Below are 26,654 nucleotides of genomic sequence, written 5' to 3' on the forward strand. Positions count from 1 at the left end.
GGAAGTGTGAAGCGAATGGAATTACTAAAGGGGAATTTAGTAAATTTAAATGATACAGCGTATTATAATAATCGTGAATTAAGCTGGCTAGCATTTAATGAGCGTGTACTACAAGAAGCGCAAGATGAAAATAATCCACTATTAGAAAGACTAAAGTTTATTAGTATTTTTAGTTCGAATTTAGATGAATTTTTTATGGTGCGCGTAGCAGGTTTGAAAGATCAAGTAAGTGCGGGATTTAATCAGCCAGAAAATAAAGCAGGTTTAACACCAAAGAAACAGTTAAATAAGATTGCGATAAAATCTCACGAGTTAATGACTGTGCAGTATGAAACGTTTAAAAATTATGTATTGCCAGCGCTTGAACTAGAGGGGATTGAGCGTTTAACATTCCATGATTTGACGAAAGAGCAAAGGGAATTTATCGAGGAGTATTTTGATGAACAAATATTTCCGGTTTTAACCCCTGTATCTATTGATGCGTATCGTCCATTTCCAATGTTATTAAATAAAAGTTTGAATTTAGCTACTATTTTATATGATGAGCAACAGGCTGAGGAAGAAAATCGTACGAAGTTAGGAATTGTACAAGTGCCTTCATTACTGGAGCGTTTCATATTTTTACCGAGTGAAGGGCAAAAACATAAATTTATTTTATTAGAAGATGTAATTAGTGGTTTTACTCATAAACTATTCACAGGATATAACGTATCACCTGTTACTCGTTTCCGTATTACACGTAATGCGGATTTAACGATCCATGAAGAAGGTGCACGCGATTTATTAAAAGTAATTGAAAAAGAATTGAAAAAGCGTAAGTGGGGAGCTGCCGTTCGTTTAGAAGTTGGTAAAGAACACATTGATGAAAGAGTGTTAGCGTTATTGTATGATGTGTTAGAAGTAAAAGATGAAGATGTGTACATGATGGATGGACCGTTAGATTTAACATGTTTATTCTCCTTATATAAAAAATTAGCGCCTTTATATGAACATCTAGTATATCCGGCTCTTATTCCTCAACCTCCTCAAGATTTAGGTGATGAGGAAGATGTATTTGAAAAAGCGATAGAACATGATATTTTATTACACCATCCCTTTGAGTCGTTTCAGCCAGTCGTTGATTTTGTCCGTGATGCGGCAGATGACTCGAATGTACTTGCGATCAAACAAACATTATATCGTGTAAGTGGAGATTCTCCAATAATTCAGGCGCTGAAGGTAGCAGCTGAAAAAGGAAAACAAGTGACGGTATTGGTTGAGTTAAAGGCAAGGTTTGATGAAGAGAATAATGTTCATTGGGCTAAAGAATTGGAACAGGCCGGATGTCACGTTATTTACGGAGTAAGTCACTTGAAAACGCATAGTAAAATTACGTTAGTTGTAAGAAGAAGAAACGGAAAAATTGAAAGGTTTGTACATCTTGGAACCGGAAATTATAATGATGCAACAGCGAAGTTGTATACCGATTTTGGATATATTACATCGCGAAAAGACTTTGGTGTAGATGCAACAAATTTCTTTAATTATTTGAGTGGTTATACAAAAAAACCGCATTTTCATCATTTATCTGTTGCCCCGTTTGATATAAGAGAGCAGTTTATGGAGTTAATAGATGAGGAAATCCGTTATCATAGACAATATGGAAATGGATATATTATCGCTAAAATGAATTCGTTAACAGATAAACCGTTAATAAAAAAAATGTATGAAGCATCACAAGCTGGGGTAAGGGTAGAGCTCATCGTTAGAGGGACATGTTGTTTAAGACCTGGGATTCCAAATGTAAGTGAAAATATTCGTGTAGTTAGTGTTGTTGGAAGATATTTAGAACATAGTCGTATTTATTATTTCCATCATAATGGAGATGAAAAAATATATTTATCTTCAGCTGATTTGATGACGCGAAATATGGAAAAACGAGTAGAAATATCCTTCCCAATTTTAGATATTGAAATGAAAGCGAGAATAAAGGCAATTTTACAGCTGGTTTTGGCTGATAATGTGAAAACACGTGAACAAAATAAAGATGGTGACTATTATTATATAATTAATAGTAGTATAGAAGAAATTGATAGCCAAGTGAATTTATTTAAGATGGCGTATCAAAATACAGACGCTGAATAGTGTGAAAAAAGTAAAAACCTCTTATTGAATTTAAGAGGTTTTTACTTTTTTTTCTCTACTCATATATTCTCAAAATGGAAGGATGAGTAGAGAGAATAGTTTTTATTATAGGCGTGTGATGAGTCGGTTCGTTGAGAGAAAAACATTAGAAGAATGGTTGGTTTAAATTAATAATAGTATGGTTGTTGACAAGGCCCTCCGTAACAAGGAAAAGGTGCTGGTGGTGGGAAAGGCGGTGGATAAGGCGGATAAAACGGTCTAGGCCCGAAAGCTAATGCTCCGCCTAGCAGTCCGCCAGCAATTCCAGCTAGAAATGGAACACCGAAAAATGGAAAGAAGCGTGAGTCGCCTGCTGGGCCAAAAGGTGCTGAACGAACTGGGATTGGTTGATAATATGAATACATGAACAAACCTCCTTTACTGGACTCATTTTTATCATATGGTGGACCAAGCGTGGATGAGCGCGTACAAGGAAGGATATGTAAGGAAATAGGCGAATTGTTACGAATGTTGTAGGATGAAGAGTGTGATTTCAGGTTTTGACATAAAGCGGAATGGGACACGTGTTCTTCCAATACCTCGATTGACATAGAGAGTCAAACCTTGAATGTTATAGAAACCTTCAATATATTCTTTTGCAAGCGACGGGGTAATAATAGCACCTAAAAAAGGAATTTGTACTTGTCCGCCATGGCTATGACCAGAAAGTTGAAGATTGATTGGATATGTAGCGATTTGTGGCGCGATATCTGGTTCGTGAACGAGAACAATTGTATAAATATTTTGTTTTGCATGTTGTAAAGTTTCCGCTATTTTTGGTTTACCCAGTAGCATATCATCGAGTCCGAAAATAGAAATTTCACTATTATCCAGTAAACGAATTCGCTTTTCGCTATTTAGCAAAAGTTCAAATCCAGATTCGCGCATAATGTGATCATAGTATTCAGTTCCATATCCGCCATGGTCGTGGTTACCATAAATAGAAAATTTACCGAAGGGTGCCTGTATATTCTTTAAAATGGATGCAACAAAAGAAGCCTCGGTATATGTTTGGTAATCATCAATGAGATCACCAGTAAAAAGGACAATATCTGGCTTTTCAGCATTAATCTTGGAAACGATTTGAGATAAATGTTGGAGAGAGAAATAGTATCCTAGATGTAAATCGCTAAATTGAAGGATCTTCATACCATGAAAACCTTTTGGTATGAGCGGTGATTTAAGTGTGTGTTGCGTAAAAGAAAGCAAATAGGGCTCTATATATTTAGCATAATAATAGCCGATACTTGCGGTTATAAATGAATATAGACAAGTGCGTATTCCAGATTTTAAAAAATTTCTTCTTGTAATTTTCTTCATATACAGGTCACTCGAACCTCCCTTCAGTTTTTTTAAAATATATTTTAAATACTAAAAAAGTAGTATAGATTACGAAAAAAATGAACGAAAAGAAACCTCTTTACGTTAAAATATCAGAAAAATTGAAAAATATAAAGATTTCTATCAAATAAAGTGATAAAATGAATGTGTATTCATTTTTTGGAGGGGATGTATGTGAAAGAGAAGGTAGTTATTATAACAGGTGGATCAAGTGGAATGGGAAAAGGGATGGCGATACGTTTTGCGAAAGAAGGGGCACGTGTTGTTATTACAGGGCGTACAAAAGAAAAGCTAGAAGAAGCAAAGTTAGAAATTGAACAGTTTCCAGGCCAAGTATTATCTGTACAAATGGATGTACGAAATACTGATGATATTCAAAAAATGATTGAACATATTGATGAGAAGTTTGGACGAATTGATATTTTAATAAATAATGCAGCTGGAAACTTTATTTGTCCAGCAGAGGACTTATCTGTGAATGGCTGGAATTCGGTAATTAATATTGTATTAAATGGTACATTTTATTGTAGTCAGGCTATTGGGAAATATTGGATTGAAAAAGGTATAAAAGGAAATATTATTAACATGGTGGCAACTTATGCATGGGATGCAGGCCCAGGGGTTATCCATTCGGCAGCAGCTAAAGCTGGTGTATTAGCGATGACAAAAACTCTTGCTGTTGAGTGGGGACGTAAATATGGAATACGAGTTAACGCTATCGCACCAGGACCAATTGAACGTACAGGTGGTGCCGATAAATTATGGATTTCAGAAGAAATGGCTAAGCGTACAATACAAAGTGTCCCACTTGGTAGGCTGGGGACACCAGAAGAAATTGCGGGTCTAGCTTATTATTTATGTTCAGATGAAGCTGCATACATAAATGGAACTTGTATGACAATGGATGGTGGCCAGCATTTGCATCAATATCCATTTTAAAAGGGATGAAAAAAACGAATGATTTATTCATTTCTTTGTGGTAAAATATGACGAAATTGTGACACTTAAAAGAAATGTGTTTACAAGAGGGGATATATACGTTATATTTAAGACCTCTTTTTTCTTCATAGTAGAATTGCTAATTCCCCTTAGCATTTTACCCCTCTAATCCCTTCAGGAAAACTGAAGGGATTTTTTATTATTTTTCCGTAAATATCGTGTTATAATTTTTGAAAAGTAAAGGGAGGGAAGCACGTTGATAGATGCATTAGATGTAATGAGTAACTTGGATAAAGTCCTTCCTTATTATCAAGCTATTTTTAGTGCTGATGAGCATACAATAATTGGATATGAAGTTGTAGGACGAATTCAAACAGAAGAGGGCATACAAAGTTTAGCATCTTTCTTCCATGATGATTCTATTCCGAGTGAGTTCCAACTTGAAGCGGATAACATCATCGTAGAAAAAGCGTTAAATAGGTATTTAGAAACGGATCAAAAATTATTATTATTTATACATCGGAATGCTAATGTATTAATGAATGATGAAGATGAAAGTTTACTTCAACTTTTGCTGATGTATGAAGAACAAGGTTTGAACTTACAACGCATTGTTCTGGAAATAACAGAACATGAATGTAAAGAAGATATAGAACAATTTAATCATTTACTCATGTATTATCGTACATATGGTATTCAAATTTCGATTAATAAAGTCGGAACGGGTACAAGTAATTTAGAGCGTATTAGCGTGTTAGCACCGGATATTTTAAAAGTAGATTTAACAAATTTAAGGCAAACTGCACTTTTACAATCTTATCAAGATATTTTATATTCCTTATCTTTACTTGCTAGAAGAATTGGTGCGACATTGTTATATGAAGAAATTGATGCTTTTTATCAACTACAATATGCTTGGAAAAACGGTGGTAGGTATTATCAAGGTAATTATTTGAAAGAATGTTTACCTGATTTTATTGAAACGAATGTTTTAAAAGAGCGACTTGGTAATGAATGTCATCAATTTATTCTGCATGAGAAGAAGAAGTTGCAAAAAATTTATAATTTAACAGAGATGTTACGTGATCGAATTGGTGATGTTCTGTCAAAACAAAAAAAGAATGAAGATATAAATGATTGGTTATTACAATTTAGCCAAAGCATATCACAATATAGTTTTCGGATATTTATTTGTAATGAAGATGGTTTTCAACAATCGGGTAATATTATGAAAAAAGATGGTGGATGGATCATTATGCCAGAGTATTATATGAAGAACTGGAGCTGGCGCCCGTATTTTCTAGAAAATATAATGAAAATGCGTTTTGAGAATAAGGCAAGACTTTCAGATTTATATGCTGATATCGAAACTGGTGAAATGGTACGAACATTTTCATTCCCGATTGATGATGAAAACTTTTTATTTATAGATTTATCGTACGAATATTTATATGAAGAAGATGTTTTATTTTAATGCACGAAGAGATTCGTGTATTTTTTTGTTTGTTTTTATCATAAATTGGTAATAGTGAACATGATGATGAAAATGCTGTCTATCGTTGTAAAGATTTTACGAACGAAATCATCCCTTTCTTTGCATAATCATTGTTACAATGAATACTACAAAGACAAGCTCTTTTAAAAGGAAGGTGAAAAAATGAAGAAATATGGAATATGGTTTGTTCTATTTATATGTGTTGCCTTTCTAGTTGGCTATAGTGTCACAACTGTTTTAGGAAAAGAAGAAGTGAAAGTGGATCGGAAAGAAGTGTTTACAACGATACAAAAAGGTTATGAGACGCAATTTTCAATCCGCGGGAAGCAAATACCTATGAATAAGATGATAGAGACGTTATCACCATATTTTACAAATAATTTCCTTCAAGTTTTTACAGATGAAAACAGTAGAAATGAAAAACAAAGTGGTGAATATTTACTTCCAGCAAAAGAAGCTCCGTTTTCTTTTAATTCAGAAACAAAAATGTCTTATGATGAAGAACATAAAAATTTATATGTCTATGAGCGGACAAAGAGTGGACAATATCAAATTGTGACATTGCAAAAGGATAATGGAAAATGGAAATTAGCAGGGTATCATGAAAGTCAGGAATTATTGACTGAAATAAAAAGGTTACAACAATTATGAGAATAGGAATAGGTGTCGCCTATTCCTATTCTATACCGAGTAGCTGTTGTAATTTTTCAATTTGAAAACCTGCCACAACTTCTTCGTCAATTACAACTGTTGGAGTTGAATAGGATTCATAGTCATATAAAAGACGATTGCGTGCAGCAGCGTCTTTTTTTATGTCAAATTCTTCATATACAACGTTATTATGTTTTAAAAATTCTTTTACAATGGTACAAGGCGGACAATCAGGTTGTGTATAAACCTCAATTTTTTTCATTGTAATTCCTCCCTTTTTCTGTTGTTTATTATATTCTGCCAGTATAAAAAGCGCAATAAAGAAGTAAAAAGATGATCTTTCATCTTTTTACTTCTTATTTCGACAAATTTTAGTTGAGTTTCTGGCCAAGAACCTTTATCCTAGATTGTGGAACGTTTTTTCTGTTATGACGGATAGAATGAGTATAGCTGTAAAACCTATTGGTAGGAAGATCAGAGAAAGGAGAGATTTCATGTCTCTACTCCAAGGAATTTTAACTCGACTTGTTAGTCTACAAGAACAAGCTGAAAGCGGTGAAGTAGCACAACGCTATTTTGAAGTGAACGGTGAGCGCAAATGTAGCGTGAAATTTTTCGATAAAAGTGAAATGTATGAGTTAGAAGTGTATCAACAAGGTGAAAAACCTCAAGTGTATCAATTCGATAACATCGATATGGTTGCAATTGAGATTTACGATATCATTTCTTGATACATATAAAAAAGGTACTGCCAAATGGCGGTACCTTTTTTAGTTATATTAATTAATGGGCTATATAGGTAGTAGAAGTTGTAATTTAAGTCGCGATTAAATAAAAGAGTTTTTACAAATGTATATGTATAGGAATTTTTTATTTTTCCTACAATGATAGTAAATATTAATAGGAGGTGCAAAGGATGGAACGCTTACCGATTGTTATTTGTCCTAATTGTCACAGTCATGCTGAAATTAATCACGTATTAACCGCCCAGTCTAATCAAAATGTAATATATACATGTAGGTTTTGTAATTATGTAATTCGAAATATTGAAACGAATAAAGGGTAGTAAGTTATAATTTTTGTTTTTGTCCCATACAATGAGAATACGAAAAGTCTGTCTAATTGAAAGGACGTGACTATGTGGACGGTGAGCATACATTTTATAATGTTTCAGAGAGACATTTAAATTTTGATATGGTATTTAACCGTATTTGTAGTTTCATTGAAAAGGATCCGCGAAATTTATATCGATTATCTATTGGGACAGACTCACAAGCGCATCAAAAGGATACGAGGTTTATTACAGCGATACATATTCATCGTGTTGGAAAAGGAGCATGGGGATGTTTGCATCATAAATCAGTGAAAAATAAGCCAGCAACGTTGCGAGAGAAAATATATTTAGAAACACAGTTTAGTCAAGAAATCGCCTATCTATTTACTCCCAATCATATACAAGCGATATGGGATTTATTGCACCCATACGCTCAAGATGGAGCAGGATTCATAATGGAAATTCATTTAGATATCGGGAATGATGGTTTAACAAAAGAATTTATTTTAGATATGACGATGAAAATTCAAGCAATGGGATTAACAGCAAAAATTAAACCAGATGCTTATGCGGCATTTAGTTACGCAAACAGATATACAAAATAATGTGAAATGATGTCTATATATTCGCAGTCTTTAAGTGTTTCTAACGAAAACTGAATATTACATCTGTTAAATAGACTGAAAAATTTATATAATGAGAGTGATGATGCGAGTGCAAGGAGAGGAGCATATGGAAAAGGAATTTGTTTTAACAAGAGAAGAAGAAAATTTATTGTTGGATATTCTGTTTCAGCAAAATTACGCGAGCGAAATTTTAGCGGTGGAGCTTACAGACATTGAGAATGGTTTAAAACAGACAGATGTGACGCAATATAAAAAAATCACAAGATTGTTTTACCGATTAAAAAATAAAGGGTATTAAGCACTACCGGAATGGTAGTCTTTTTTTTATGTTATATGCTAAAATAGTTATGTATTTTTATTTTTATTAGAAGAATGTCAGGACAAAATAATAATATGAAAACGCTATCATAAAATGTGAATAGGATCGGAGAATATTAGCAGGAAAAAGGGAAAATGGGGGATGTAACATGATTAGTATTCCGAAAGACGAGTTTCAACAAATTCTTGTGAAGGATTTAATGATTTCATCAGATAAAGTAGCACATGTACAAATAGGGAATGGTCTAGAACATGCTTTACTCGTTCTTGTGAAATCTGGATATTCGGCGATTCCTGTTTTAGACCCTATGTATAAATTACATGGGTTAATTAGTACTGCTATGATTTTAGATGGTATTTTAGGATTAGAGCGCATTGAGTTTGAAAGACTTGAGAATATGAAAGTGGAACAAGTGATGAAGGAAGAGATTCCAGTTCTTACGTTAGAAGATTCTTTTGCAAAAGCTTTAGAAATGACAATTGATCATCCTTTTATTTGCGCTGTCAATGAAGAAGGTTACTTCGAGGGTATTTTAACACGGCGGGCTATTTTAAAATTGTTGAATAAAAAAGTGAGACAGCATAATCGATAACGTAGGGAAAGTGACTTCACAGAAAAGGCGAAGTCACTTTTTTTCGTGCATATCAGTTGTGTATGTATTATATTTAAAAAGACATAAAGCATAAGAAAAGTTTGAACTAACAAACCGTTCTAATGTATAAAAGTATGCAATTAAATTAAGGATGAAATACTTATTAAAATTAGGTGTATGGAAGCTAAGGAAAGAGGGAGAAAGTTGCAAATTGATGATTTTCAAATGATGGTTGTGTTAGCTCAGGAATCAAATATGAGAAAAGCGGCGGAACGTTTATTTGTTTCCCAACCTGCGCTTAGTCAACGATTACAATCTATGGAGAAACAATGGGGAATGAAATTTTTTATTCGTTCACAAAAAGGATTAACAATTACACCTGAAGGGGAAAAAGTTGCAAATTATGCAAAAGAAATGTTACAACGGGAAGAGGGTATTAAAAGTGAACTGGCTCTTTTTAGAACCGAAACATACGGTACGTTAAAAATAGCTGTTGCATCAGTCATTGGGCAATATTGGCTTCCACCTGTTTTGAAAAAATTTGTGCATAAGTATCCTTCTGTGAAGATATCTCTGTTTACTGGCTGGAGTAGTGAAGTGCAAAAGCAATTTTATGAAGGAGACGTTCATGTTGCTATACTGAGAGGATCACAAGAATACAAAGGGCAGAAACAACAATTATTTGAAGATGAATTATATTTAGTTGATAAAGAAATAAAAGATATTTCGATGTTAAAAGAGACAAATAGACCATTTATTCAATTTAAAAGTGATTCGACCTACTATGGACAAATACAAAATTGGTGGTATGGATTATTTTCAAATCCACCTAAGCGAACGATTGTAGTTGACCAAATTGAAACGTGCAAACAGCTTGTTTTAAATGGAATAGGTTATGCTCTTTTACCTTCGACTGTTTTAAAAGAAGTGCAGGAAAATATGTATAAAACACCTGTTCAATTAACGAGAGAAACATGGTTATTGACGAGTGACTCGGCAAGGCAGTTGAAGCAAGTACAAGCATTTTTAGAAATTATAGAAGAAATTCAAATGGAAAAATAAGATTATTGTCTTGCTACTCGCTCTATCGTTTGGTAGAGTAACATTATAAATGGATTTAGGAGGCAACAAGAATGAAAATGATGGACGCTAACGAAATTATTTCGTTTATTCAAAACAGTGAAAAGAAAACTCCTGTAAAGGTATACATAAAAGGGGATTTAAAAGAGGTAACATTCCCTGAAACAGTACAAGCATTTGTAAATAAAAAATCTGGTGTATTATTCGGAGAATGGTCTGAAATTAAGACAATTCTTGATGAAAATAACAAGCACATTGTTGACTATGTAGTTGAGAATGACCGTCGTAATTCTGCAATTCCAATGCTTGATTTAAAAGGTATTAAAGCTCGTATTGAGCCAGGCGCGATTATCCGTGACCATGTAGAAATTGGTGACAACGCTGTTATCATGATGAATGCAACAATTAACATCGGTGCTGTAATTGGTGAAGGTACTATGATCGACATGAACGCAGTGCTTGGTGGACGTGCAACAGTTGGTAAGAACTGTCACGTAGGTGCAGGTGCTGTACTTGCCGGTGTTATTGAGCCACCTTCTGCAAAACCAGTTATCGTTGAAGATGATGTTGTAATTGGTGCAAATGTAGTTGTTCTAGAAGGCGTTACAGTAGGTAAAGGTGCAGTTGTAGCAGCAGGAGCTGTTGTAACAGAAGATGTGCCTCCATATACAGTTGTTGCGGGAACTCCGGCACGTGTAATTAAAGAAATTGATGAGAAGACAAAAGCAAAAACTGAAATTAAACAAGAGCTTCGTCAATTAAACCCAGAGAAATAAAAAATAAAAAGCGTAAGAGCATGAATGTGCTCTTACGCTTTTTATAGATAGAGGTGCAAAAATGACAGTAAGCAAATTTGTCCAAGTTCGTAGAGATTTACATAAAATTCCGGAGATCGGATTTAAAGAGTGGAAAACACAACAGTATATTTTAGATTATATAGGAACGCTTCCTAATGAATATTTGGAAGTGAAAACATGGAAAACAGGTGTAATTGTTAAAGTAAATGGAAAAAATCCAGAAAAAATAATAGGTTATCGTGCAGATATAGACGGTCTACCAATTACAGAGGAAACTGGATATGAATTCTCTTCTGTCCATGAAGGAATGATGCATGCATGTGGACATGATTTGCATGCAACAATCGGTTTAGGACTTCTAACAGCGGCTGTAAGCGAAAGAATAGATGATGATCTTGTGTTTATATTCCAACCAGCTGAAGAAGGTCCAGGTGGTGCACTTCCTATGTTAGAAAGCGATGAGTTAAAAGAATGGAAGCCTAATATGATTCTTGGACTTCATATTGCGCCTGAATACTCTGTGGGAACAATTGCGACAAAAGAAGGTTTATTATTTGCGAATACATCAGAGCTATACGTTGATTTAAAAGGAAAAGGTGGACATGCTGCATATCCGCATACAGCAAATGATATGATTGTTGCAGCGAGTCATCTCGTTACACAACTTCAATCAGTTATTAGTCGTAATGTGAACCCTCTTGACAGTGCGGTAATTACAATTGGGAAAATTACAGGTGGTACAGTTCAAAACATTATCGCAGAAAAATCTCGTTTAGAAGGAACAATTCGAACGCTATCAGTGGAATCAATGAAACGTGTTAAAAGCCGAATTGAGGCAATTGTTGCGGGAATAGAAGCTTCTTTTCAATGTGAAGCTGTTATTGACTACGGAGCGATGTATCATCAAGTGTATAACCATGAGGAGCTAACGAGAGAGTTTATGCAATTTACACGTGAACAAACGACTATGGACGTAATTACGTGTACGGAGGCAATGACAGGTGAAGACTTTGGTTATATGCTTCGAGAGATACCTGGATTTATGTTTTGGCTTGGAGTAAATTCAGAATATGGTTTACATCATGCGAAATTAAAACCAGACGAAGAGGTTATTGAGAAAGCAATTGTATTTTTAAATCAATATGTGAAGTGGAAGGGAAATAGAAAGTGAACTTACTCGCTAATTGTGCAATAGTTTAGAGTGGGGACTTCTTAGTTCAGAGACGAAAACATCTTTCGTATTCGTTAGTGTTAGACATCTTCATACAAATGAGTAAAGTTAAATTTGACGTCTTAATAATGAGCAGGGGGTTTTTAGCCACTGCTCATTATTAATTATTGCTAATAGGGAAGATAATTATTTAACTACCATATATATGTTTACTTTTAGTATGAAAAGTGTGTAAAATCAATGTGATACATAGAAAAAAGGGTGGGGAATTACGTGCAAATTAGCAGTGCGATTTTATGTTTCGTCTTATATGCATATGTTATTATTGCGGCGGTTTATTTTGGGATAAGTTTTTACGCCTATCGTTTAGCAAATAATAGTGAATATGAAGAAACATACAAATGGGTGAAAAGATATTTGTCACCTGTACTAGAAATTATGAATGGATTTGTTCTTTTTTTATTTATTGGATTAATTGCTTTCTCGACGAGTTTAGTAGGGAATAAGACTACGTTATTTGTACTAGGTATCATTATTTTTATGCTATTAGGAATTCGGATTGGTAATACGGTGTTTTGGAACGAAAGAAAAATAGATGGTTGGACAGGGATGTTTATTCCATGTATGTTAGCTGCAATTGTGACGAATATAGAACATGAATATTATCAATTACATTTTTGGCTTATCATTGTTTTAACAATCCTCTCTGTTTTGTATATAAGTACTGTCGTGCTAACATACATCGCAAATGAAAAAGGAGATGCAAAAGGTGCGCACTTCTTTAGAGGGCGTGCATTATTATGGAGTGTGCCGACGATGGCAGTTATAGGAATTATTGCGATATTAGTAAATGGATATCAATTTACTAATTGGCAATTGTTTTTAGAAACTTGGTGGATCTTCATTGTTTCGCTTGTAGCTTTTTTAGGCGCAACACATTATTTATTTCATCAACATCATTACATATTGGCACTGTTATTCGCATTTACACAACTTTTATTTGCTTTTTTCGGACAAGAAACGCTATTGTTCGTTTTTGAAACATTTAGTTCATTTGGAAATATATTTGTATTTGGTATGTTAATTTTCGGTATCGCGTTTTATTTACAACAGTATTTTTATATGCAAAAACAAAAATAAGAAGTATATACAGGTTTTTGTAGCGAATTTAAAGTATGTTACAATAAAAGTACATAGTATTTGATGTTATTGGAGGAATTCCTGTGGGCGAAAAAGAGAAAGAATTTGCTGTTATTGGGCTTGGCCGTTTTGGTGGAAGTATTTGCCGTGAATTAGCTCAATTAGGTATGGAAGTAATGGCAATTGACTCAGATGAGGATAAAATTAATGAGTTTGCAAATATAGCTTCGCATGCTGTAATTGCAGATTCAACAGATGAGATGGTATTAAAAAGTCTTGGTATTCGTAATTTTGATCATGTAGTCGTTGCTATTGGAGATAATTTGAATTCAAGTATTTTAACAACGTTAATTTTGAAAGAATTAGGTGTGAAAAATATTACTGTAAAAGCTCAAAATGACTATCATGAAAAAGTGTTAAGTAAAATAGGGGCAGATCATATTGTGCATCCAGAACGAGATATGGGAAAAAGGATTGCTAATAATATCGCATCAAGTAATGTGTTAGATTACCTAGAGCTTTCAGATGAGCATAGTATTGTAGAGATTATCGCAAATAAAAAAATTGATGGGCACTCTTTAATTGAATTAGATATTCGTGCGAAGTTTGGTTTGAACATTGTAGCAATTAAACGTGGGAAAGAAGTTATCGTATCTCCTCGAGCTACAGAAAACGTTCAGGCGGGAGATATATTAATTGTAATTGGTCATGACGATGAAGTAGATCGTTTTAAGCATTTTTTAAGATAAGAGAAAAGGACAATGCCGAGGAGGCATTGTCCTTTTTCTTATATTTCCATAATGATTGGTAAAATCATTGGACGACGTTTCGTTTTTTCGTATAGGAATGGTGCTAATGTGTCTGTAATCTCATTTTTAATTTCAGACCATTGTGTTGTTTTTCGCTCCATTACTTTTTCTAAATGTGTTGTAATTAATGTTTGAGCATCGTTGATTAAATCGCTGCTTTCACGCATATAAACGAAACCACGCGAGATGATATCAGGTCCTGCTGCAACTTTAAATTCTTTCATATCAATGCTTACAACTACAATAACAAGTCCTTCTTCAGAAAGAATGCGACGATCACGTAATACGATATTACCGATATCTCCAATACCATTTCCATCGATATAGACAGAGCCAGATGGGATTTTTCCAGCTACGCTTGCTTCATCAGAACGTAAAGCAAGAACATCTCCATTATCCATAATGAAACAATTTTCTTCTGGAATACCACAATCATTCGCTAATTTCATATGCATACGTTGCATACGATATTCACCATGAATTGGCATGAAATATTTCGGCTTAATAAGACGTAGCATTAACTTTTGTTCTTCTTGTCCACCGTGTCCACTCGTATGAATATTTGAGAGTTTACCATGGATTACATCAGCACCAGCGCGGTACAACATGTTAATTGTACGACTTACACTAATTGTATTGCCTGGGATTGGTGAAGAAGAGAAAACAACTGTATCGCCAGGGATAATTTGAATTTGACGATGTGTACCATTGGCAATACGTGAAAGTGCTGCCATCGGCTCCCCTTGACTACCTGTACATAACATAACAACTTTATTAGCTGGTAGGCGGTTTAGCTGAGCTGTGTCTATGAATGTATCCTTTGGACACCGGATATAACCAAGGTTTTGTCCGATTTCAATAGCCGCTTCCATACTTCGACCGAATACAGCTACTTTACGATTGTTTTCAACAGCAGCCTCAACAACTTGTTGTAAGCGATGGATATTCGATGCAAAGGTTGCGAATATAATACGACCGTCTACTTTGCGGAATATATCTTGAATACTATCACCAACGCGGCGCTCAGACATCGTAAAGTTCGGCACTTCACTGTTTGTACTATCAGATAAGAGACAAAGTACACCGTCTTTTCCGATTTCGGCCATTTTTGTTAAATCTGCTGGCTCACCTACTGGTGTGAAATCAAATTTGAAATCACCTGTATGAACGACTTGTCCTTGAGGTGTTTTCACAACAACTCCGTATGAATCCGGAATACTGTGAGTTGTACGGAAGAAGGAAACAGATGTCTTTTTAAATTTAATAACATCATCTTCTTGAATTTCATAAAGTTTTGCTTTACGAAGTAATCCGTGCTCTTCTAATTTGTTTTTTATTAGGGCAATTGCTAATTTTCCGCCGTAAATTGGAATGTTTACTTGACGTAATAGATAAGGAATTCCACCGATATGATCTTCGTGACCATGTGTAATGAATAACCCTTTAATTTTATCTTCGTTTCGCACAAAATAAGTGTAATCTGGTATTACATAATCGATCCCGAGGAGTTCGTCTTCTGGAAATTTAATTCCAGCATCAATTATAATAATTTCATCTTGAAATTGAACAGCATATGTATTTTTACCGATTTCACCAAGACCACCGAGGGCAAAAACGGCAGCTTGATCATTTTTTAGGAATTTCATATGACTATACGATCTCCGCTAATATTAAATCAGCGTTTTGTTTTTCATATTCAAGATGAGCACCAGTAACAGACTGAACGAACTCGATATTATATGCGAACTTATTTAATTTTTTACGAACATCCTTTTGAGACGTAGCCTCTAAATATAAAACTTTTGTATTTTCACGTACTGGGACCTCAGTTAATTTTTCTTGATAAAATACTTTAAAAATCATTTGGAAAACCTCTCCTTGTCTATGTTTTGCATTATCTGTTACTTATTATAAAGCAAACAGTCACGATTTTCATGTTTTTTCGAATGAGAATGAAGAAAAAGCCCGAAATGGGCACAATTTAAGCGATTGTCTTCTTACGGACTAAATCGTTTAAATAACGCTTGAGCTTTTTCTTCAGCTTCTTCAGCATGATTACTCCTTCCTTTCCTTATTTTAAACATGCATATTACTAATGATAACTCTGTCTCCCATACAAGAAAGAAGATTAGAAGTGAATAGTGAATCTTGTTCTTTTTAGTATAGTGTAAGTTATCTTGTAGTAACGATTAGTAGCCGTTAGTTATAGATATAGTATGAGGAAGAATAGAAAAGAAAATTCATCCGAACAAGTATCCACATTTTTTCACTAATAGTATATGCACATTTCATAAATAAGGTCAGAAAGTGAACGCTTTCTTCACAGATGTTTAATATGTTATACTTTTTTTTGAAATTTGAAAAGTGATAATCAAAATAGGAATATAGAGTGCCAGAAAGGATTTTGACAAATGAATGATAAAATTGTCTTTTTTGATATTGATGGAACATTATTAGATCATGATAAGAAAATTCCGCAATCTACAAGAGATGCAGTAAGAGATTTACAAGAAAAAGGTGTGCATGTAGCGATTGCGACAGGGCGTGCGCCATTTATGTTTGAAGATATTCGTGAGGAACTCAATATACATAATTATGTTAGTTTTAACGGGCAGTATGTTGTATTTGAGGATGAGGTATTATTTAATAATCCATTACATCCTGATGCTCTACATAAGTTTACTCAGTTTGCAAAACAAGAAGGATATCCACTTGTATATCTTGACCATCAAGAAATGAGAGCGTCAGTGGAATATCATGATTATGTAAAAGAAGGTTTTGGAAGCTTACAATTCGATCATCCGGCATATGAACCTGATTTTTATGAGAAACGCGATATTTATCAAACGCTTCTTTTTTGTGAAGTAAACGAAGAAGAAAAGTTTATTCATCATTATCCAGATTTTCATTTTATACGCTGGCATGCATATTCAATGGATATTATCCCTAATGGTGGTTCTAAGGCAAAAGGGATTGAGAAGTTTATTGAGAAAATAGGATTTAATCGTGAACAAGTATATGCATTTGGGGACGGATTAAATGATTTAGAAATGATTGAAGCAGTAGGAACGGGCATTGTGATGGGGAATGGTCATGAGGATTTGAAAAAACTTGCTAATTATGTGACAAAAGATGTTAATGAAGACGGTATTTATCACGGATTAAAGTGGGCTGGCTTGTTATAAGTAAGTGTGGAACCCATTTCATATAATAAAAAGGCGGAAGGTTAACTTCCGCCTTTTTACTATTATCGCTCGAGAGGTTTTGAATCATCGGGAGCCACAAATGGATTGTCTTTATTAATATGGTCATAGAACATAACACCGTTTAAATGGTCGATTTCATGTTGGAATACAATTGCTGGTAAACCTTTTAATCGCAGTTTTACGTCTTCACCGTTAATCGTTGTTGCCTTTACTGTAATTCTCGTGTAACGAGGGACATAACCAGGTACTTCACGGTCTACAGATAGACAGCCTTCACCATTTTGTAAATATGTACGTTCAACAGAATGACTAATGATTTTTGGGTTAAATAATGCGTAGCTATATAACGTATCGTTCGTATCAGTTACATGAACCGCAATCATTTTCTTTGAAATACCGATTTGCGGAGCCGCTAATCCGATTCCGGGGCGTAAATTATATTTTTCAGCCATTTCAGGGTCCTGGCTATTTATTACAAATTCAATCATTTCTTTAAGAGTATTTGTATCTTCCTCGCTAGCAGGTAAGGAGACCTCTTCTGCGACGTCGCGCAAAATAGGATTTCCTTCACGAATTACCTCATTCATTGTAAGCATATGTAATCTCTCCTTTCTCCTTTAGTCTACCAAAGGAGATAAAAAAAGTCATCGGCAAGTAAGGAAGAGCTACTTGGAAACAAATCTTCTACAGATAAGTTATGTAATAAAAAGAAAAGACGGCAAAGCCGTCTGTTTCTTTCCATAGTTGTTTCATTTTACATTAATTAGCGAATGCAAGCAGCACCAACGATAATTAAAAGGATAAACAACACAACGATTAAGGCGAAGCCGCTTCCAGATCCGCCACAAGAACCGCCATAACCGTAGGAAGGATATGAACAAGTTGTTGGATAGCAATATGAGTATCCGTACATGAGATGACCTCCTTTATCATTTCCCGCTAATACTGCGGTTACTATAATGTATGGAGGAATGATCAGAAATGTATAGGTATTTACCTATAAAAGGAAGAAGTGTTTGTATAATTTTCTTGAGAAGAGAGAAAAACTAAGGAGAATTAAATCGTTTACATATTATTCTAAGAGAAAAAATAAGTTAAAAAGGGAATAATATAACAGCAGGTTATTGCTTACTAATACAGATGTGAAAAATAAAAACACGTTTGTGTAGAGGAAACCGGCATATTATTTATAAAAAAACGTATTCAAAGTAATTGACATCGTAATTAGAATAGTTGTAAACTAAAAAACGTGATCAAGATTGTATTAATATGTTTTTGAAAAAACATTAGTACAGATTGTTAGGTACACAAAATTATTCTCAACCGACAAACAAATTTGTTGGTTTACATTGTTGCGCTTTCAGTCTAGCTAATAGATAGTGAAAGCGTTTCAGAATATGGTTCAAGAGAGGAAGAGGTGAACGGAATGGGTACTAAAACAAAAAAGACCCTATTTAATGTTGATGAGCAAATGAAAGCTATCGCAGCTCAATTTGAAACATTACAAATTTTAAATGAAAAAGGCGAAGTTGTGAATGAAGCAGCTATGCCTGAATTATCTGATGATCAATTAAAAGAATTAATGCGCCGTATGGTGTATACTCGCGTACTAGATCAACGTTCTATTTCTTTAAACCGTCAAGGACGTTTAGGTTTCTACGCACCAACTGCTGGACAAGAGGCTTCTCAATTAGCAAGTCATTTCGCACTTGAAGCAGAAGATTTCATCTTACCAGGATATCGTGACGTTCCACAATTAGTGTGGCACGGCCTACCATTATACCAAGCATTCTTATTCTCTCGTGGACATTTCATGGGTAACCAAATGCCTGAGAATGTAAATGCACTTGCTCCACAAATCATTATCGGTGCGCAAATCATCCAAACTGCTGGTGTTGCGTTAGGTATGAAATTACGTGGTAAAAAATCTGTTGCAATTACTTACACTGGTGACGGTGGTGCTTCACAAGGTGACTTCTACGAAGGTATGAACTTTGCGGGTGCATTTAAAGCTCCAGCAATCTTCGTTGTACAAAACAACCGTTATGCAATCTCTACTCCAGTAGAAAAGCAATCTGCAGCTAAAACTGTAGCACAAAAAGCAGTAGCAGCAGGTATTTACGGAATTCAAGTAGACGGTATGGATCCATTAGCTGTATACGCAGCAACTGCTTTCGCTCGTGAGCGCGCAGTAAATGGCGAAGGTCCTACTTTAATCGAGACTTTAACATTCCGTTATGGTCCACATACAATGGCTGGTGATGACCCAACTCGTTACCGTACAAAAGATATCGAAAACGAATGGGAACAAAAAGATCCAATCGTACGCTTCCGTGCATTCTTAGAAAACAAAGGCCTATGGTCTCAAGAAGTTGAAGAGAAAGTTATCGAAGAAGCAAAAGAAGATATCAAACAAGCAATTGCTAAGGCTGACCAAGCTCCAAAACAAAAAGTTACTGATTTAATGGAAATCATGTACGAAAAAATGCCTTACAACTTAGCTGAACAATATGAAATTTACAAAGAAAAGGAGTCGAAGTAAGCCATGGCTCAAATGACAATGATTCAAGCAATCACTGATGCTTTACGCGTTGAAATGAAAAATGATCCTAACGTACTTGTGTTTGGTGAAGACGTTGGTGTAAACGGCGGAGTATTCCGTGCTACTGAAGGTTTACAAGCTGAATTCGGTGAAGATCGTGTAATGGATACTCCACTTGCAGAGTCTGGTATTGGTGGACTTGCAGTTGGACTTGCACTTGAAGGCTTCCGTCCAGTTCCAGAAATCCAATTCTTCGGTTTCATTTTTGAAGTAATGGATTCAGTTTCTGGTCAATTAGCTCGTATGCGTTACCGTTCTGGTGGACGTTGGACTGCTCCAGTAACAATTCGTTCTCCATTCGGTGGTGGTGTTCATACTCCTGAACTACATGCTGATAGCTTAGAAGGATTAGTGGCACAACAACCTGGTCTAAAAGTTGTTATTCCATCTACTCCATACGATGCAAAAGGTCTTTTAATCTCTGCGATTCGTGACAACGATCCAGTTATCTACTTAGAGCATATGAAATTGTACCGTTCATTCCGTCAAGATGTACCAGAAGGTGATTACACAATTGATTTAGGCAAAGCTGACATCAAACGTGAAGGTACAGATGTATCTGTTATCGCTTATGGTGCTATGGTTCATGCTGCATTAAAAGCTGCTGAAGAACTTGAAAAAGAAGGTATCTCTTTAGAGGTTGTTGACTTACGTACAGTTCAACCATTAGATATCGAAACAATCATCGCTTCTGTTGAAAAAACAGGCCGCGTAGTTGTAGTTCAAGAAGCTCAAAAACAAGCTGGTATTGCAGCTAACGTTGTAGCGGAAATTAACGACCGTGCAATCTTAAACTTAGAAGCTCCAGTTGTACGTGTTGCAGCTGCTGATACAGTATTCCCATTCTCTCAAGCTGAGAGCGTATGGTTACCAAACCATAAAGATATTGTTGAAGCTGTTAACAAAGTAATGAACTTCTAATTTTTAGTTTTTCATGTGCAAAAGAAATCAGCACATGCTGGTTTCTTTTGTACATATTCCATAATAATGAAATGAATCAGGGGGCTGAATTCCGTGGCATTTGAATTTAAACTACCAGATATCGGTGAAGGTATCCACGAAGGTGAAATCGTAAAATGGTTTATTAAACCAGGCGATGAAGTAAATGAAGATGATGTACTTCTTGAAGTACAAAATGATAAAGCAGTAGTAGAAATCCCTTCTCCTGTTAAAGGTAAAGTACTTGAAGTACTTGTAGAAGAAGGAACAGTTGCAATTGTAGGAGATACATTAATTAAATTTGATGCTCCTGGATACGAAAACCTTAAATTTAAAGGTGACGATCATGATGAAGCTCCAAAAGCTGAAGAAGCAGCAGTAGAAGCTCCAGCAGCGGAAACTACTCCAGCAGCAACTGCAGAAGTAGTAAATGAGCGTGTAATCGCTATGCCATCTGTTCGTAAATATGCTCGTGAAAAAGGTGTAGACATTCATAAAGTAGCTGGTTCTGGTAAGAACGGCCGTGTTGTGAAAACTGACATCGATGCATTTGCAAATGGTGGACAAACTGTAGCAGCAACTGAGGCTCCAGCAGCAGTAGAAGCTACTCCAGCAGCAGCAGCGAAAGAAGAAGCACCAAAAGCACAACCAATCCCAGCTGGTGAATATCCAGAAACTCGTGAGAAAATGAGTGGTATCCGTAAAGCGATTGCGAAAGCAATGGTTAACTCTAAGCATACAGCTCCTCACGTAACATTAATGGATGAAGTAGATGTAACAGAACTTGTTGCTCACCGTAAGAAGTTCAAAGCTGTTGCAGCTGACAAAGGTATTAAATTAACTTACCTTCCATACGTTGTAAAAGCTTTAACATCTGCATTACGTGAATTCCCAATGTTGAATACTGCTTTAGACGATGCTTCTCAAGAAATCGTTCATAAACATTACTTCAACATCGGTATCGCAGCTGATACAGACAAAGGTCTATTAGTACCAGTTGTTAAAGATACAGATCGTAAATCTATCTTTACTATCTCTAACGAGATCAATGAACTTGCTGGTAAAGCACGTGATGGTCGTTTAGCTCCAACTGAAATGAAAGGTGCTTCTTGCACAATTACAAACATTGGTTCTGCAGGTGGACAATGGTTCACTCCAGTTATCAATCACCCAGAAGTAGCAATCCTTGGTATCGGCCGTATCGCTGAGAAACCAGTTGTGAAAAACGGTGAAATCGTTGCAGCTCCAGTATTAGCATTATCTCTAAGCTTTGACCATCGTTTAATTGACGGCGCAACTGCTCAAAAAGCATTAAACCAAATTAAACGTCTATTGAATGACCCACAATTATTAGTAATGGAGGCGTAATAACAATGGTAGTAGGAGATTTCCCAATTGAATTAGATACAGTCGTTGTTGGTGCAGGTCCTGGTGGATACGTTGCGGCAATTCGTGCAGCACAATTAGGTCAAAAGGTAGCGATTATTGAAAAATCTAACCTTGGTGGCGTATGCTTAAACGTTGGATGTATTCCTTCAAAAGCGTTAATCAATGCAGGTCATCGTTATGAGAATGCAATGCATTCTGATGACATGGGTATCACTGCAGAGAACGTAAAAGTTGACTTTACAAAAGTTCAAGAATGGAAAAACGGCGTAGTTAAGAAATTAACTGGCGGTGTTGAAGGCCTTCTTAAAGGTAACAAAGTTGAAATCATTCGCGGTGAAGCTTACTTCGTAGATGCTAACACATTACGCGTAATGACTGAAGATGCAGCACAAACTTATACGTTTAAAAATGCTGTTCTTGCAACTGGTTCTACACCAATCGAAATTCCAGGATTCAAATACTCTAAACGTGTTATCAACTCTACAGGCGCTTTAAGCTTACCTGAAATTCCTAAAAAACTTGTTGTAATCGGCGGCGGTTACATCGGTATGGAATTAGGTACTGCATATGCTAACTTCGGTACAGAAGTTACTGTAGTAGAAGCTGGCGACGAAATCTTAGCTGGTTTCGAAAAAGCTATGAGCTCTGTTGTTAAACGTGCTCTACAGAAAAAAGGTAACGTAAATATCCATACAAAAGCTATGGCTAAAGGCGTTGAAGAAACAGAAACTGGCGTAAAAGTTAGCTTTGAAGTTAACGGTGAAATCCAAACTGTAGAAGCAGATTACGTATTAGTAACTGTAGGTCGTCGTCCAAACACTCAAGAAATCGGTCTTGAGCAAGTTGGAATTAAAATGACTGACCGTGGCATTATCGAAATTGATGAGCAATGCCGTACAAATATTTCAAACATCTATGCAATCGGTGATATCGTTCCTGGACCACCATTAGCTCACAAAGCTTCTTACGAAGGTAAAGTAGCTGTTGAAGTAATTAGTGGCCATGCATCAGCAATCGATTACATCGGAATTCCTGCAGTATGCTTCACTGATCCAGAATTAGCATCTGTTGGTTACACTAAGAAACAAGCTGAAGAAGCAGGAATGACAGTAGCTGTATCTAAGTTCCCATTCGCTGCAAACGGTCGTGCATTATCATTAAACAGCACTGACGGTTTCTTACAACTTGTAACGCGTAAAGAAGATGGTCTTCTTGTAGGTGCACAAGTTGCAGGTGCAGGTGCTTCTGATATTATCTCTGAGATTGGTTTAGCTATCGAAGCTGGAATGACAGCTGAAGATATCGCTCAAACAATCCATGCTCACCCAACATTAGGTGAAATCACAATGGAAGCAGCTGAAGTTGCTCTTGGAATGCCAATTCACATTGTAAAATAATTTAAGTAATGTAAATACCCCATCTCTTATTTAAAGAGATGGGGTATTTTTATTTTCATAAAATGACTTGCAAGGTCTTTATATGTACTTGTCGAATGAATATATAATACTTTAAATGAACCGTTAGCATATATGCCGTTATATAATATGTAATTGATTCAAACTTAATCCCATATATTAATAAAATAGAGCATGTCAAAGGAGAAGGTTCCATGAGAATATTACATGTTATATTTTATCATTTTCTATTATGGAGTGGTTTTTCCATTGTATTAACATTATCGAATGGTGATAAGTTTCATTATAAAGTAATTCTCTTTTTCGTATTTCTTTATTTGGCATATGTGATTGCATGTTTTGTATTACACGTAAGAAAGCAGGCATTATTCCTTACGTGTTCAAATTGCATACTTTTTTTAATCATATTCTCTATTTTTTAAATTAACGTTTATAGAAATACATTGTTCTTCCATTAAATAGTTGTAACTCTCCTTCTAATTTCTTCGCTAGAAAACGGCTAAATTCATTTGCTTTTCCTTTATCACCAAATGTTGCTGTAGTAGGCAAAGAAACCTGAATAAAAGATTGTTCCTTTTCTATTCCAATCCCAACATAAATAGAATCATATCGATCGTGACTCGATTGGAGTTTTAATGTTGTTGCTGATGTATCTAATATTTCATAAGGAAAAGCTGTATTTGTATAAGCATAATTAATTTGATCACCAGTCTTGGAAGTAACGGTTTTATAGTTATGAAAAAGGTGTTTAACATCTTCTATTGAAACAGATTGTTGATTGGATTTAGGTACAAGTGTGATAAAGGCGTGTTGCATACAAATTCCCCCTTAGCTTAGTAGAATAATATCATTCTACATCCTACTGAATTTTTTGACAATTAAAAGGAGTATTACTTTTTTTGTTTAATATATTAATGAGTAGGAAGTGTTATTTAGAAAGGTGGAAACTCATGTTTGAAAAATTGTATGATGAGCATGAAAGTGTGAAGGTACGATTTTTAGGATTTATGACGCATGATACACGTTATGATTTTGGAGTTATTTATACAAATATGTTTTTTGGAAAGCCACTTATTGTTTGTATGCAAACAGGGAGATCTACTTTGCTTGGGAGAGATGATGTAGAAAATGTTCCATATATACAGGAAACTTTTAAGTTAGGATCGGAAGAGGAGGCGGAGGAGTTAGCTCAGTTTTTTAAATTTCTTGTTCCGTCTACTTCTTTGCATGCGGAGTATGAAGAATAATTAACAAGAAACAGTCGTACGTATGAGATATGGCTGTTTTTTTGTGTTAATATCGCATACTAATTTAATTTTAAAATATTTAATGTGTTATACTAAAAACCTATTGACGTAAAAAGTATAACATATTAAAATAAAGACAGAAAGTTAAGCGGTTACAAAAGTTTTTGGGATTATAAACTTAGGGGGAAATGAAAAATGGGAACAATCGTATGTCAAGATTGTGAAGGTACAATTGCACACTTCGAGGATGAGAAAGTAACGGTACTTTACGGGAAATGTGGATCTTGCGGATGTGATCACACAGAACATACAAAAGCCCAATAATTGATAGGAAATTGACAGCTAAAAGTTTTTAGGACCATAAACTTAGGGGGAAATGAAAAATGGGAACAATCGTATGCCAAGTTTGTGAAGGAACAATCGGACATTTTGAAGATGTGAAAACGACAGTACTTTATGGGAAATGTGGTTCCAATTGTGACTGTGCTAGTAGAGAAAATGCGAAAGCTTAATCATATATAAGTAGATTATTCTTTAAACTCAGGGGGAAATGAAAATGGGAACAATCGTATGCCAAGTTTGTGAAGGAACAATCGCACATTTTGAAGATGAAAAATCAACAGTACTTTATGGGAAATGTGGATCTCATTGCGAATGTGACCATACAGAACATACAAAAGCTTAATAATTAAGAAAAAACGCCTACACATGTAGGCGTTTTTTTAATAGATTGTAGTTGTATGCCCGACTGTTGCAACAATTGCATCATCTCTAATAGGAATAAATCCTATTGATGTTTGTGGCGTGTTAGGAGGGGCATATTGACTCATCATACGGCTATCAATACGAGTAATAAAATCGGTTAAATAAGCTGAAATAAAAGCATAAGGAATCCTTCGTTCATTTAATGAATAAATAATTTCCTCTTTCGTTTTTACGCCTACGCCATGTCCGTAAAAAAAGAAGTTTCCTAGATAGATTGCATTTTCTCCTTGCCACTCAATCGTAGCTGGATTAACTTGTGGATTTTTAAAGTAAACGAGGTCACCTGGAACGATATCGCCACTCGTTTTTGTTATGAGCTTTAAGTCGCGATCGTAGTCCCATGTATAAAGTAAGAGGTTTGCGAATAGACGGTTGAAAGTTTTTTCCTCATATAATGATAGTAATGCTTTGTAAAAAATGATAATCATTGCGGTGGCACATTCAGTTCCATATAGTTTTCCGTTTTTAAAAATATCTTGGATGGCAATGGAAGGGGCTATGTTTGGGAGTAGTTGAAATCCGCCAAGTGATGTTCTTTCCCAAAACTGAGGGTTGCAAAAAGATTGTTGAAACGTACGAAACTGAAATCCACTTTGAAAAAGTTCTAGCGCGGAAGTAATAATATTAACTCGTAAATTAAGATCAAAGCTGAGTTCATCGGCTGTTCGGAAGGAATAAACTTCTTGATTTCCCGCCATTATGGATAAAATCTGTTGTTTTTCAGCTGCAAATGGCTCATATTCATTTGTGATATAAGGGTGTACAATAGAACGGCCTATCACAATCATAATGGTATCCCCACCTATACGTTACAGATTTCGCGATACGGGAAAGCCTATATTGGACTTTAGACATAGGATGAAAGTATCGCTTTTTCATAGAAAAACATTTATCCCGCTATTTGCGGGCAGTAA

33 protein-coding genes are annotated in these 26,654 nt (G+C 35.3%); 24 read left to right on the top strand and 9 right to left on the bottom strand.

Translation table 11 applies throughout. The features are described from left to right. The first annotated feature begins 15 nt into the window (after positions 1-15). Entirely contained in the window at positions 16-2,124 is a 2,109-nt protein-coding gene (locus NSS74_RS04460) for a polyphosphate kinase (RefSeq protein WP_002014829.1), read from the top strand. Between the two features lie 167 nt (positions 2,125-2,291). On the opposite strand, the gene NSS74_RS04465 is transcribed toward NSS74_RS04460, so the two are convergent. After that, a complete protein-coding gene (locus NSS74_RS04465) occupies positions 2,292-2,528 on the bottom strand; it encodes a hypothetical protein (protein WP_002033824.1) in 237 nt (78 codons plus the stop codon). A gap of 97 nt (positions 2,529-2,625) precedes the next feature. Further along, positions 2,626-3,483, bottom strand: a complete 858-nt coding sequence (locus NSS74_RS04470; protein ID WP_002033825.1) for a metallophosphoesterase — start codon at positions 3,481-3,483, stop codon at positions 2,626-2,628. 195 nt (positions 3,484-3,678) lie between these two features. Here NSS74_RS04470 and fadH point away from each other — a divergent pair, with 195 nt between their 5' ends. The 3 genes from fadH to NSS74_RS04485 all read left to right on the top strand — a co-directional run bounded on the left by fadH (position 3,679) and on the right by NSS74_RS04485 (position 6,589). Continuing rightward, complete coding sequence (gene fadH / locus NSS74_RS04475; RefSeq protein WP_002142976.1) at positions 3,679-4,443, top strand: 2,4-dienoyl-CoA reductase; 765 nt, start codon at positions 3,679-3,681, stop codon at positions 4,441-4,443. Positions 4,444-4,699: 256 nt separating this feature from the next. Then, complete coding sequence (locus NSS74_RS04480) at positions 4,700-5,917, top strand: EAL domain-containing protein (RefSeq protein ID WP_002033827.1); 1,218 nt, start codon at positions 4,700-4,702, stop codon at positions 5,915-5,917. 183 nt (positions 5,918-6,100) lie between these two features. Next, a complete protein-coding gene (locus tag NSS74_RS04485; protein WP_002014834.1) occupies positions 6,101-6,589 on the top strand; it encodes a DUF3993 domain-containing protein in 489 nt (162 codons plus the stop codon). A 25-nt stretch (positions 6,590-6,614) separates the two neighbouring features. Here the strand turns inward: NSS74_RS04485 and NSS74_RS04490 are convergent, their stop codons facing one another. Then, positions 6,615-6,851, bottom strand: coding sequence for a glutaredoxin domain-containing protein (locus NSS74_RS04490; protein ID WP_002014835.1), 237 nt, complete (start codon positions 6,849-6,851; stop codon positions 6,615-6,617). A 232-nt stretch (positions 6,852-7,083) separates the two neighbouring features. Between NSS74_RS04490 and NSS74_RS04495 the strand changes: the two genes are divergently transcribed. The 10 genes from NSS74_RS04495 (at position 7,084) to NSS74_RS04540 (ending at position 14,117) form a co-directional block, all read left to right on the top strand. Beyond that, entirely contained in the window at positions 7,084-7,320 is a 237-nt protein-coding gene (locus NSS74_RS04495) for a YkuJ family protein (RefSeq protein WP_000055151.1), read from the top strand. 185 nt (positions 7,321-7,505) lie between these two features. Beyond that, a complete protein-coding gene (locus NSS74_RS04500) occupies positions 7,506-7,655 on the top strand; it encodes a hypothetical protein (protein ID WP_002033828.1) in 150 nt (49 codons plus the stop codon). A gap of 74 nt (positions 7,656-7,729) precedes the next feature. After that, positions 7,730-8,248: a ribonuclease H-like YkuK family protein gene (locus NSS74_RS04505; protein ID WP_002033829.1), complete on the top strand. Its 519-nt coding sequence runs from the start codon at positions 7,730-7,732 to the stop codon at positions 8,246-8,248. 127 nt (positions 8,249-8,375) lie between these two features. Continuing rightward, positions 8,376-8,567 carry an antirepressor AbbA gene (gene abbA / locus NSS74_RS04510; protein ID WP_002145987.1) on the top strand — a complete coding sequence of 64 codons (192 nt, stop codon included), beginning with the start codon at positions 8,376-8,378 and terminating at the stop codon, positions 8,565-8,567. A gap of 169 nt (positions 8,568-8,736) precedes the next feature. Beyond that, on the top strand, positions 8,737-9,180 hold the full coding sequence (gene cbpB / locus NSS74_RS04515) for a cyclic-di-AMP-binding protein CbpB (RefSeq protein ID WP_002014839.1): 444 nt from the start codon (positions 8,737-8,739) through the stop codon (positions 9,178-9,180). Between the two features lie 177 nt (positions 9,181-9,357). Continuing rightward, positions 9,358-10,242 carry a LysR family transcriptional regulator gene (locus NSS74_RS04520; protein ID WP_002014840.1) on the top strand — a complete coding sequence of 295 codons (885 nt, stop codon included), beginning with the start codon at positions 9,358-9,360 and terminating at the stop codon, positions 10,240-10,242. A 71-nt stretch (positions 10,243-10,313) separates the two neighbouring features. Then, the gene (gene dapD / locus NSS74_RS04525) at positions 10,314-11,036 is read left to right on the top strand and encodes a 2,3,4,5-tetrahydropyridine-2,6-dicarboxylate N-acetyltransferase (RefSeq protein ID WP_002014841.1); all 723 of its coding nucleotides are present in this window, start codon (positions 10,314-10,316) and stop codon (positions 11,034-11,036) included. 61 nt (positions 11,037-11,097) lie between these two features. Next, positions 11,098-12,228, top strand: coding sequence for an N-acetyldiaminopimelate deacetylase (locus NSS74_RS04530; RefSeq protein WP_002033831.1), 1,131 nt, complete (start codon positions 11,098-11,100; stop codon positions 12,226-12,228). Positions 12,229-12,501: 273 nt separating this feature from the next. Next, positions 12,502-13,368: a hypothetical protein gene (locus tag NSS74_RS04535; RefSeq protein WP_002014843.1), complete on the top strand. Its 867-nt coding sequence runs from the start codon at positions 12,502-12,504 to the stop codon at positions 13,366-13,368. An 83-nt stretch (positions 13,369-13,451) separates the two neighbouring features. Next, positions 13,452-14,117, top strand: a complete 666-nt coding sequence (locus tag NSS74_RS04540) for a potassium channel family protein (protein ID WP_000504033.1) — start codon at positions 13,452-13,454, stop codon at positions 14,115-14,117. 38 nt (positions 14,118-14,155) lie between these two features. Here the strand turns inward: NSS74_RS04540 and rnjA are convergent, their stop codons facing one another. Together rnjA and NSS74_RS04550 are read right to left on the bottom strand one after the other, a co-directional pair. Then, positions 14,156-15,823, bottom strand: a complete 1,668-nt coding sequence (gene rnjA, locus NSS74_RS04545) for a ribonuclease J1 (RefSeq protein ID WP_002033834.1) — start codon at positions 15,821-15,823, stop codon at positions 14,156-14,158. Between the two features lie 4 nt (positions 15,824-15,827). After that, entirely contained in the window at positions 15,828-16,040 is a 213-nt protein-coding gene (locus NSS74_RS04550) for a DNA-dependent RNA polymerase subunit epsilon (RefSeq protein WP_000576436.1), read from the bottom strand. Between the two features lie 548 nt (positions 16,041-16,588). Between NSS74_RS04550 and NSS74_RS04555 the strand changes: the two genes are divergently transcribed. Continuing rightward, the gene (locus tag NSS74_RS04555; protein ID WP_002033835.1) at positions 16,589-17,362 is read left to right on the top strand and encodes a Cof-type HAD-IIB family hydrolase; all 774 of its coding nucleotides are present in this window, start codon (positions 16,589-16,591) and stop codon (positions 17,360-17,362) included. A gap of 62 nt (positions 17,363-17,424) precedes the next feature. Here the strand turns inward: NSS74_RS04555 and def are convergent, their stop codons facing one another. Next, entirely contained in the window at positions 17,425-17,979 is a 555-nt protein-coding gene (def, locus tag NSS74_RS04560) for a peptide deformylase (protein ID WP_002014846.1), read from the bottom strand. Positions 17,980-18,146: 167 nt separating this feature from the next. Next, a complete protein-coding gene (locus NSS74_RS04565; RefSeq protein ID WP_002014847.1) occupies positions 18,147-18,296 on the bottom strand; it encodes a YjcZ family sporulation protein in 150 nt (49 codons plus the stop codon). A 513-nt stretch (positions 18,297-18,809) separates the two neighbouring features. Here NSS74_RS04565 and pdhA point away from each other — a divergent pair. The 5 genes from pdhA (at position 18,810) to NSS74_RS04590 (ending at position 24,150) form a co-directional block, all read left to right on the top strand. Then, a complete protein-coding gene (gene pdhA / locus NSS74_RS04570) occupies positions 18,810-19,925 on the top strand; it encodes a pyruvate dehydrogenase E1 component subunit alpha (RefSeq protein ID WP_000536893.1) in 1,116 nt (371 codons plus the stop codon). Positions 19,926-19,928: 3 nt separating this feature from the next. Then, the gene (gene pdhB, locus NSS74_RS04575; protein WP_002033837.1) at positions 19,929-20,906 is read left to right on the top strand and encodes a pyruvate dehydrogenase complex E1 component subunit beta; all 978 of its coding nucleotides are present in this window, start codon (positions 19,929-19,931) and stop codon (positions 20,904-20,906) included. Positions 20,907-20,999: 93 nt separating this feature from the next. Next, a complete protein-coding gene (gene pdhC, locus NSS74_RS04580) occupies positions 21,000-22,292 on the top strand; it encodes a pyruvate dehydrogenase complex dihydrolipoyllysine-residue acetyltransferase (protein WP_002033838.1) in 1,293 nt (430 codons plus the stop codon). A gap of 5 nt (positions 22,293-22,297) precedes the next feature. After that, positions 22,298-23,710, top strand: coding sequence for a dihydrolipoyl dehydrogenase (gene lpdA / locus NSS74_RS04585; RefSeq protein WP_002014851.1), 1,413 nt, complete (start codon positions 22,298-22,300; stop codon positions 23,708-23,710). A 212-nt stretch (positions 23,711-23,922) separates the two neighbouring features. Further along, positions 23,923-24,150: a hypothetical protein gene (locus tag NSS74_RS04590; protein WP_002088334.1), complete on the top strand. Its 228-nt coding sequence runs from the start codon at positions 23,923-23,925 to the stop codon at positions 24,148-24,150. 1 nt (position 24,151) lies between these two features. Here NSS74_RS04590 and NSS74_RS04595 read toward each other — a convergent pair whose 3' ends face one another. Further along, positions 24,152-24,544 carry a DUF1885 family protein gene (locus NSS74_RS04595; protein WP_002014853.1) on the bottom strand — a complete coding sequence of 131 codons (393 nt, stop codon included), beginning with the start codon at positions 24,542-24,544 and terminating at the stop codon, positions 24,152-24,154. A 134-nt stretch (positions 24,545-24,678) separates the two neighbouring features. Between NSS74_RS04595 and NSS74_RS04600 the strand changes: the two genes are divergently transcribed. From NSS74_RS04600 to NSS74_RS04615, 4 genes are all read left to right on the top strand, one after another. Next, entirely contained in the window at positions 24,679-24,975 is a 297-nt protein-coding gene (locus tag NSS74_RS04600) for a DUF3055 domain-containing protein (RefSeq protein ID WP_000462037.1), read from the top strand. Positions 24,976-25,170: 195 nt separating this feature from the next. Next, positions 25,171-25,299: a GapA-binding peptide SR1P gene (locus NSS74_RS04605; protein ID WP_000536778.1), complete on the top strand. Its 129-nt coding sequence runs from the start codon at positions 25,171-25,173 to the stop codon at positions 25,297-25,299. Between the two features lie 59 nt (positions 25,300-25,358). Beyond that, complete coding sequence (locus NSS74_RS04610) at positions 25,359-25,487, top strand: GapA-binding peptide SR1P (protein ID WP_002142970.1); 129 nt, start codon at positions 25,359-25,361, stop codon at positions 25,485-25,487. Between the two features lie 44 nt (positions 25,488-25,531). Continuing rightward, entirely contained in the window at positions 25,532-25,660 is a 129-nt protein-coding gene (locus NSS74_RS04615) for a GapA-binding peptide SR1P (protein ID WP_002142969.1), read from the top strand. A gap of 37 nt (positions 25,661-25,697) precedes the next feature. On the opposite strand, the gene NSS74_RS04620 is transcribed toward NSS74_RS04615, so the two are convergent. After that, positions 25,698-26,528: a protein-glutamine gamma-glutamyltransferase gene (locus tag NSS74_RS04620; protein WP_002014859.1), complete on the bottom strand. Its 831-nt coding sequence runs from the start codon at positions 26,526-26,528 to the stop codon at positions 25,698-25,700. Positions 26,529-26,654 lie beyond the last annotated feature (126 nt).

This window comes from Bacillus sp. FSL E2-8868, assembly GCF_038005505.1.
GTDB classification, from domain to species: Bacteria; Bacillota; Bacilli; order Bacillales; family Bacillaceae_G; genus Bacillus_A; species Bacillus_A mycoides.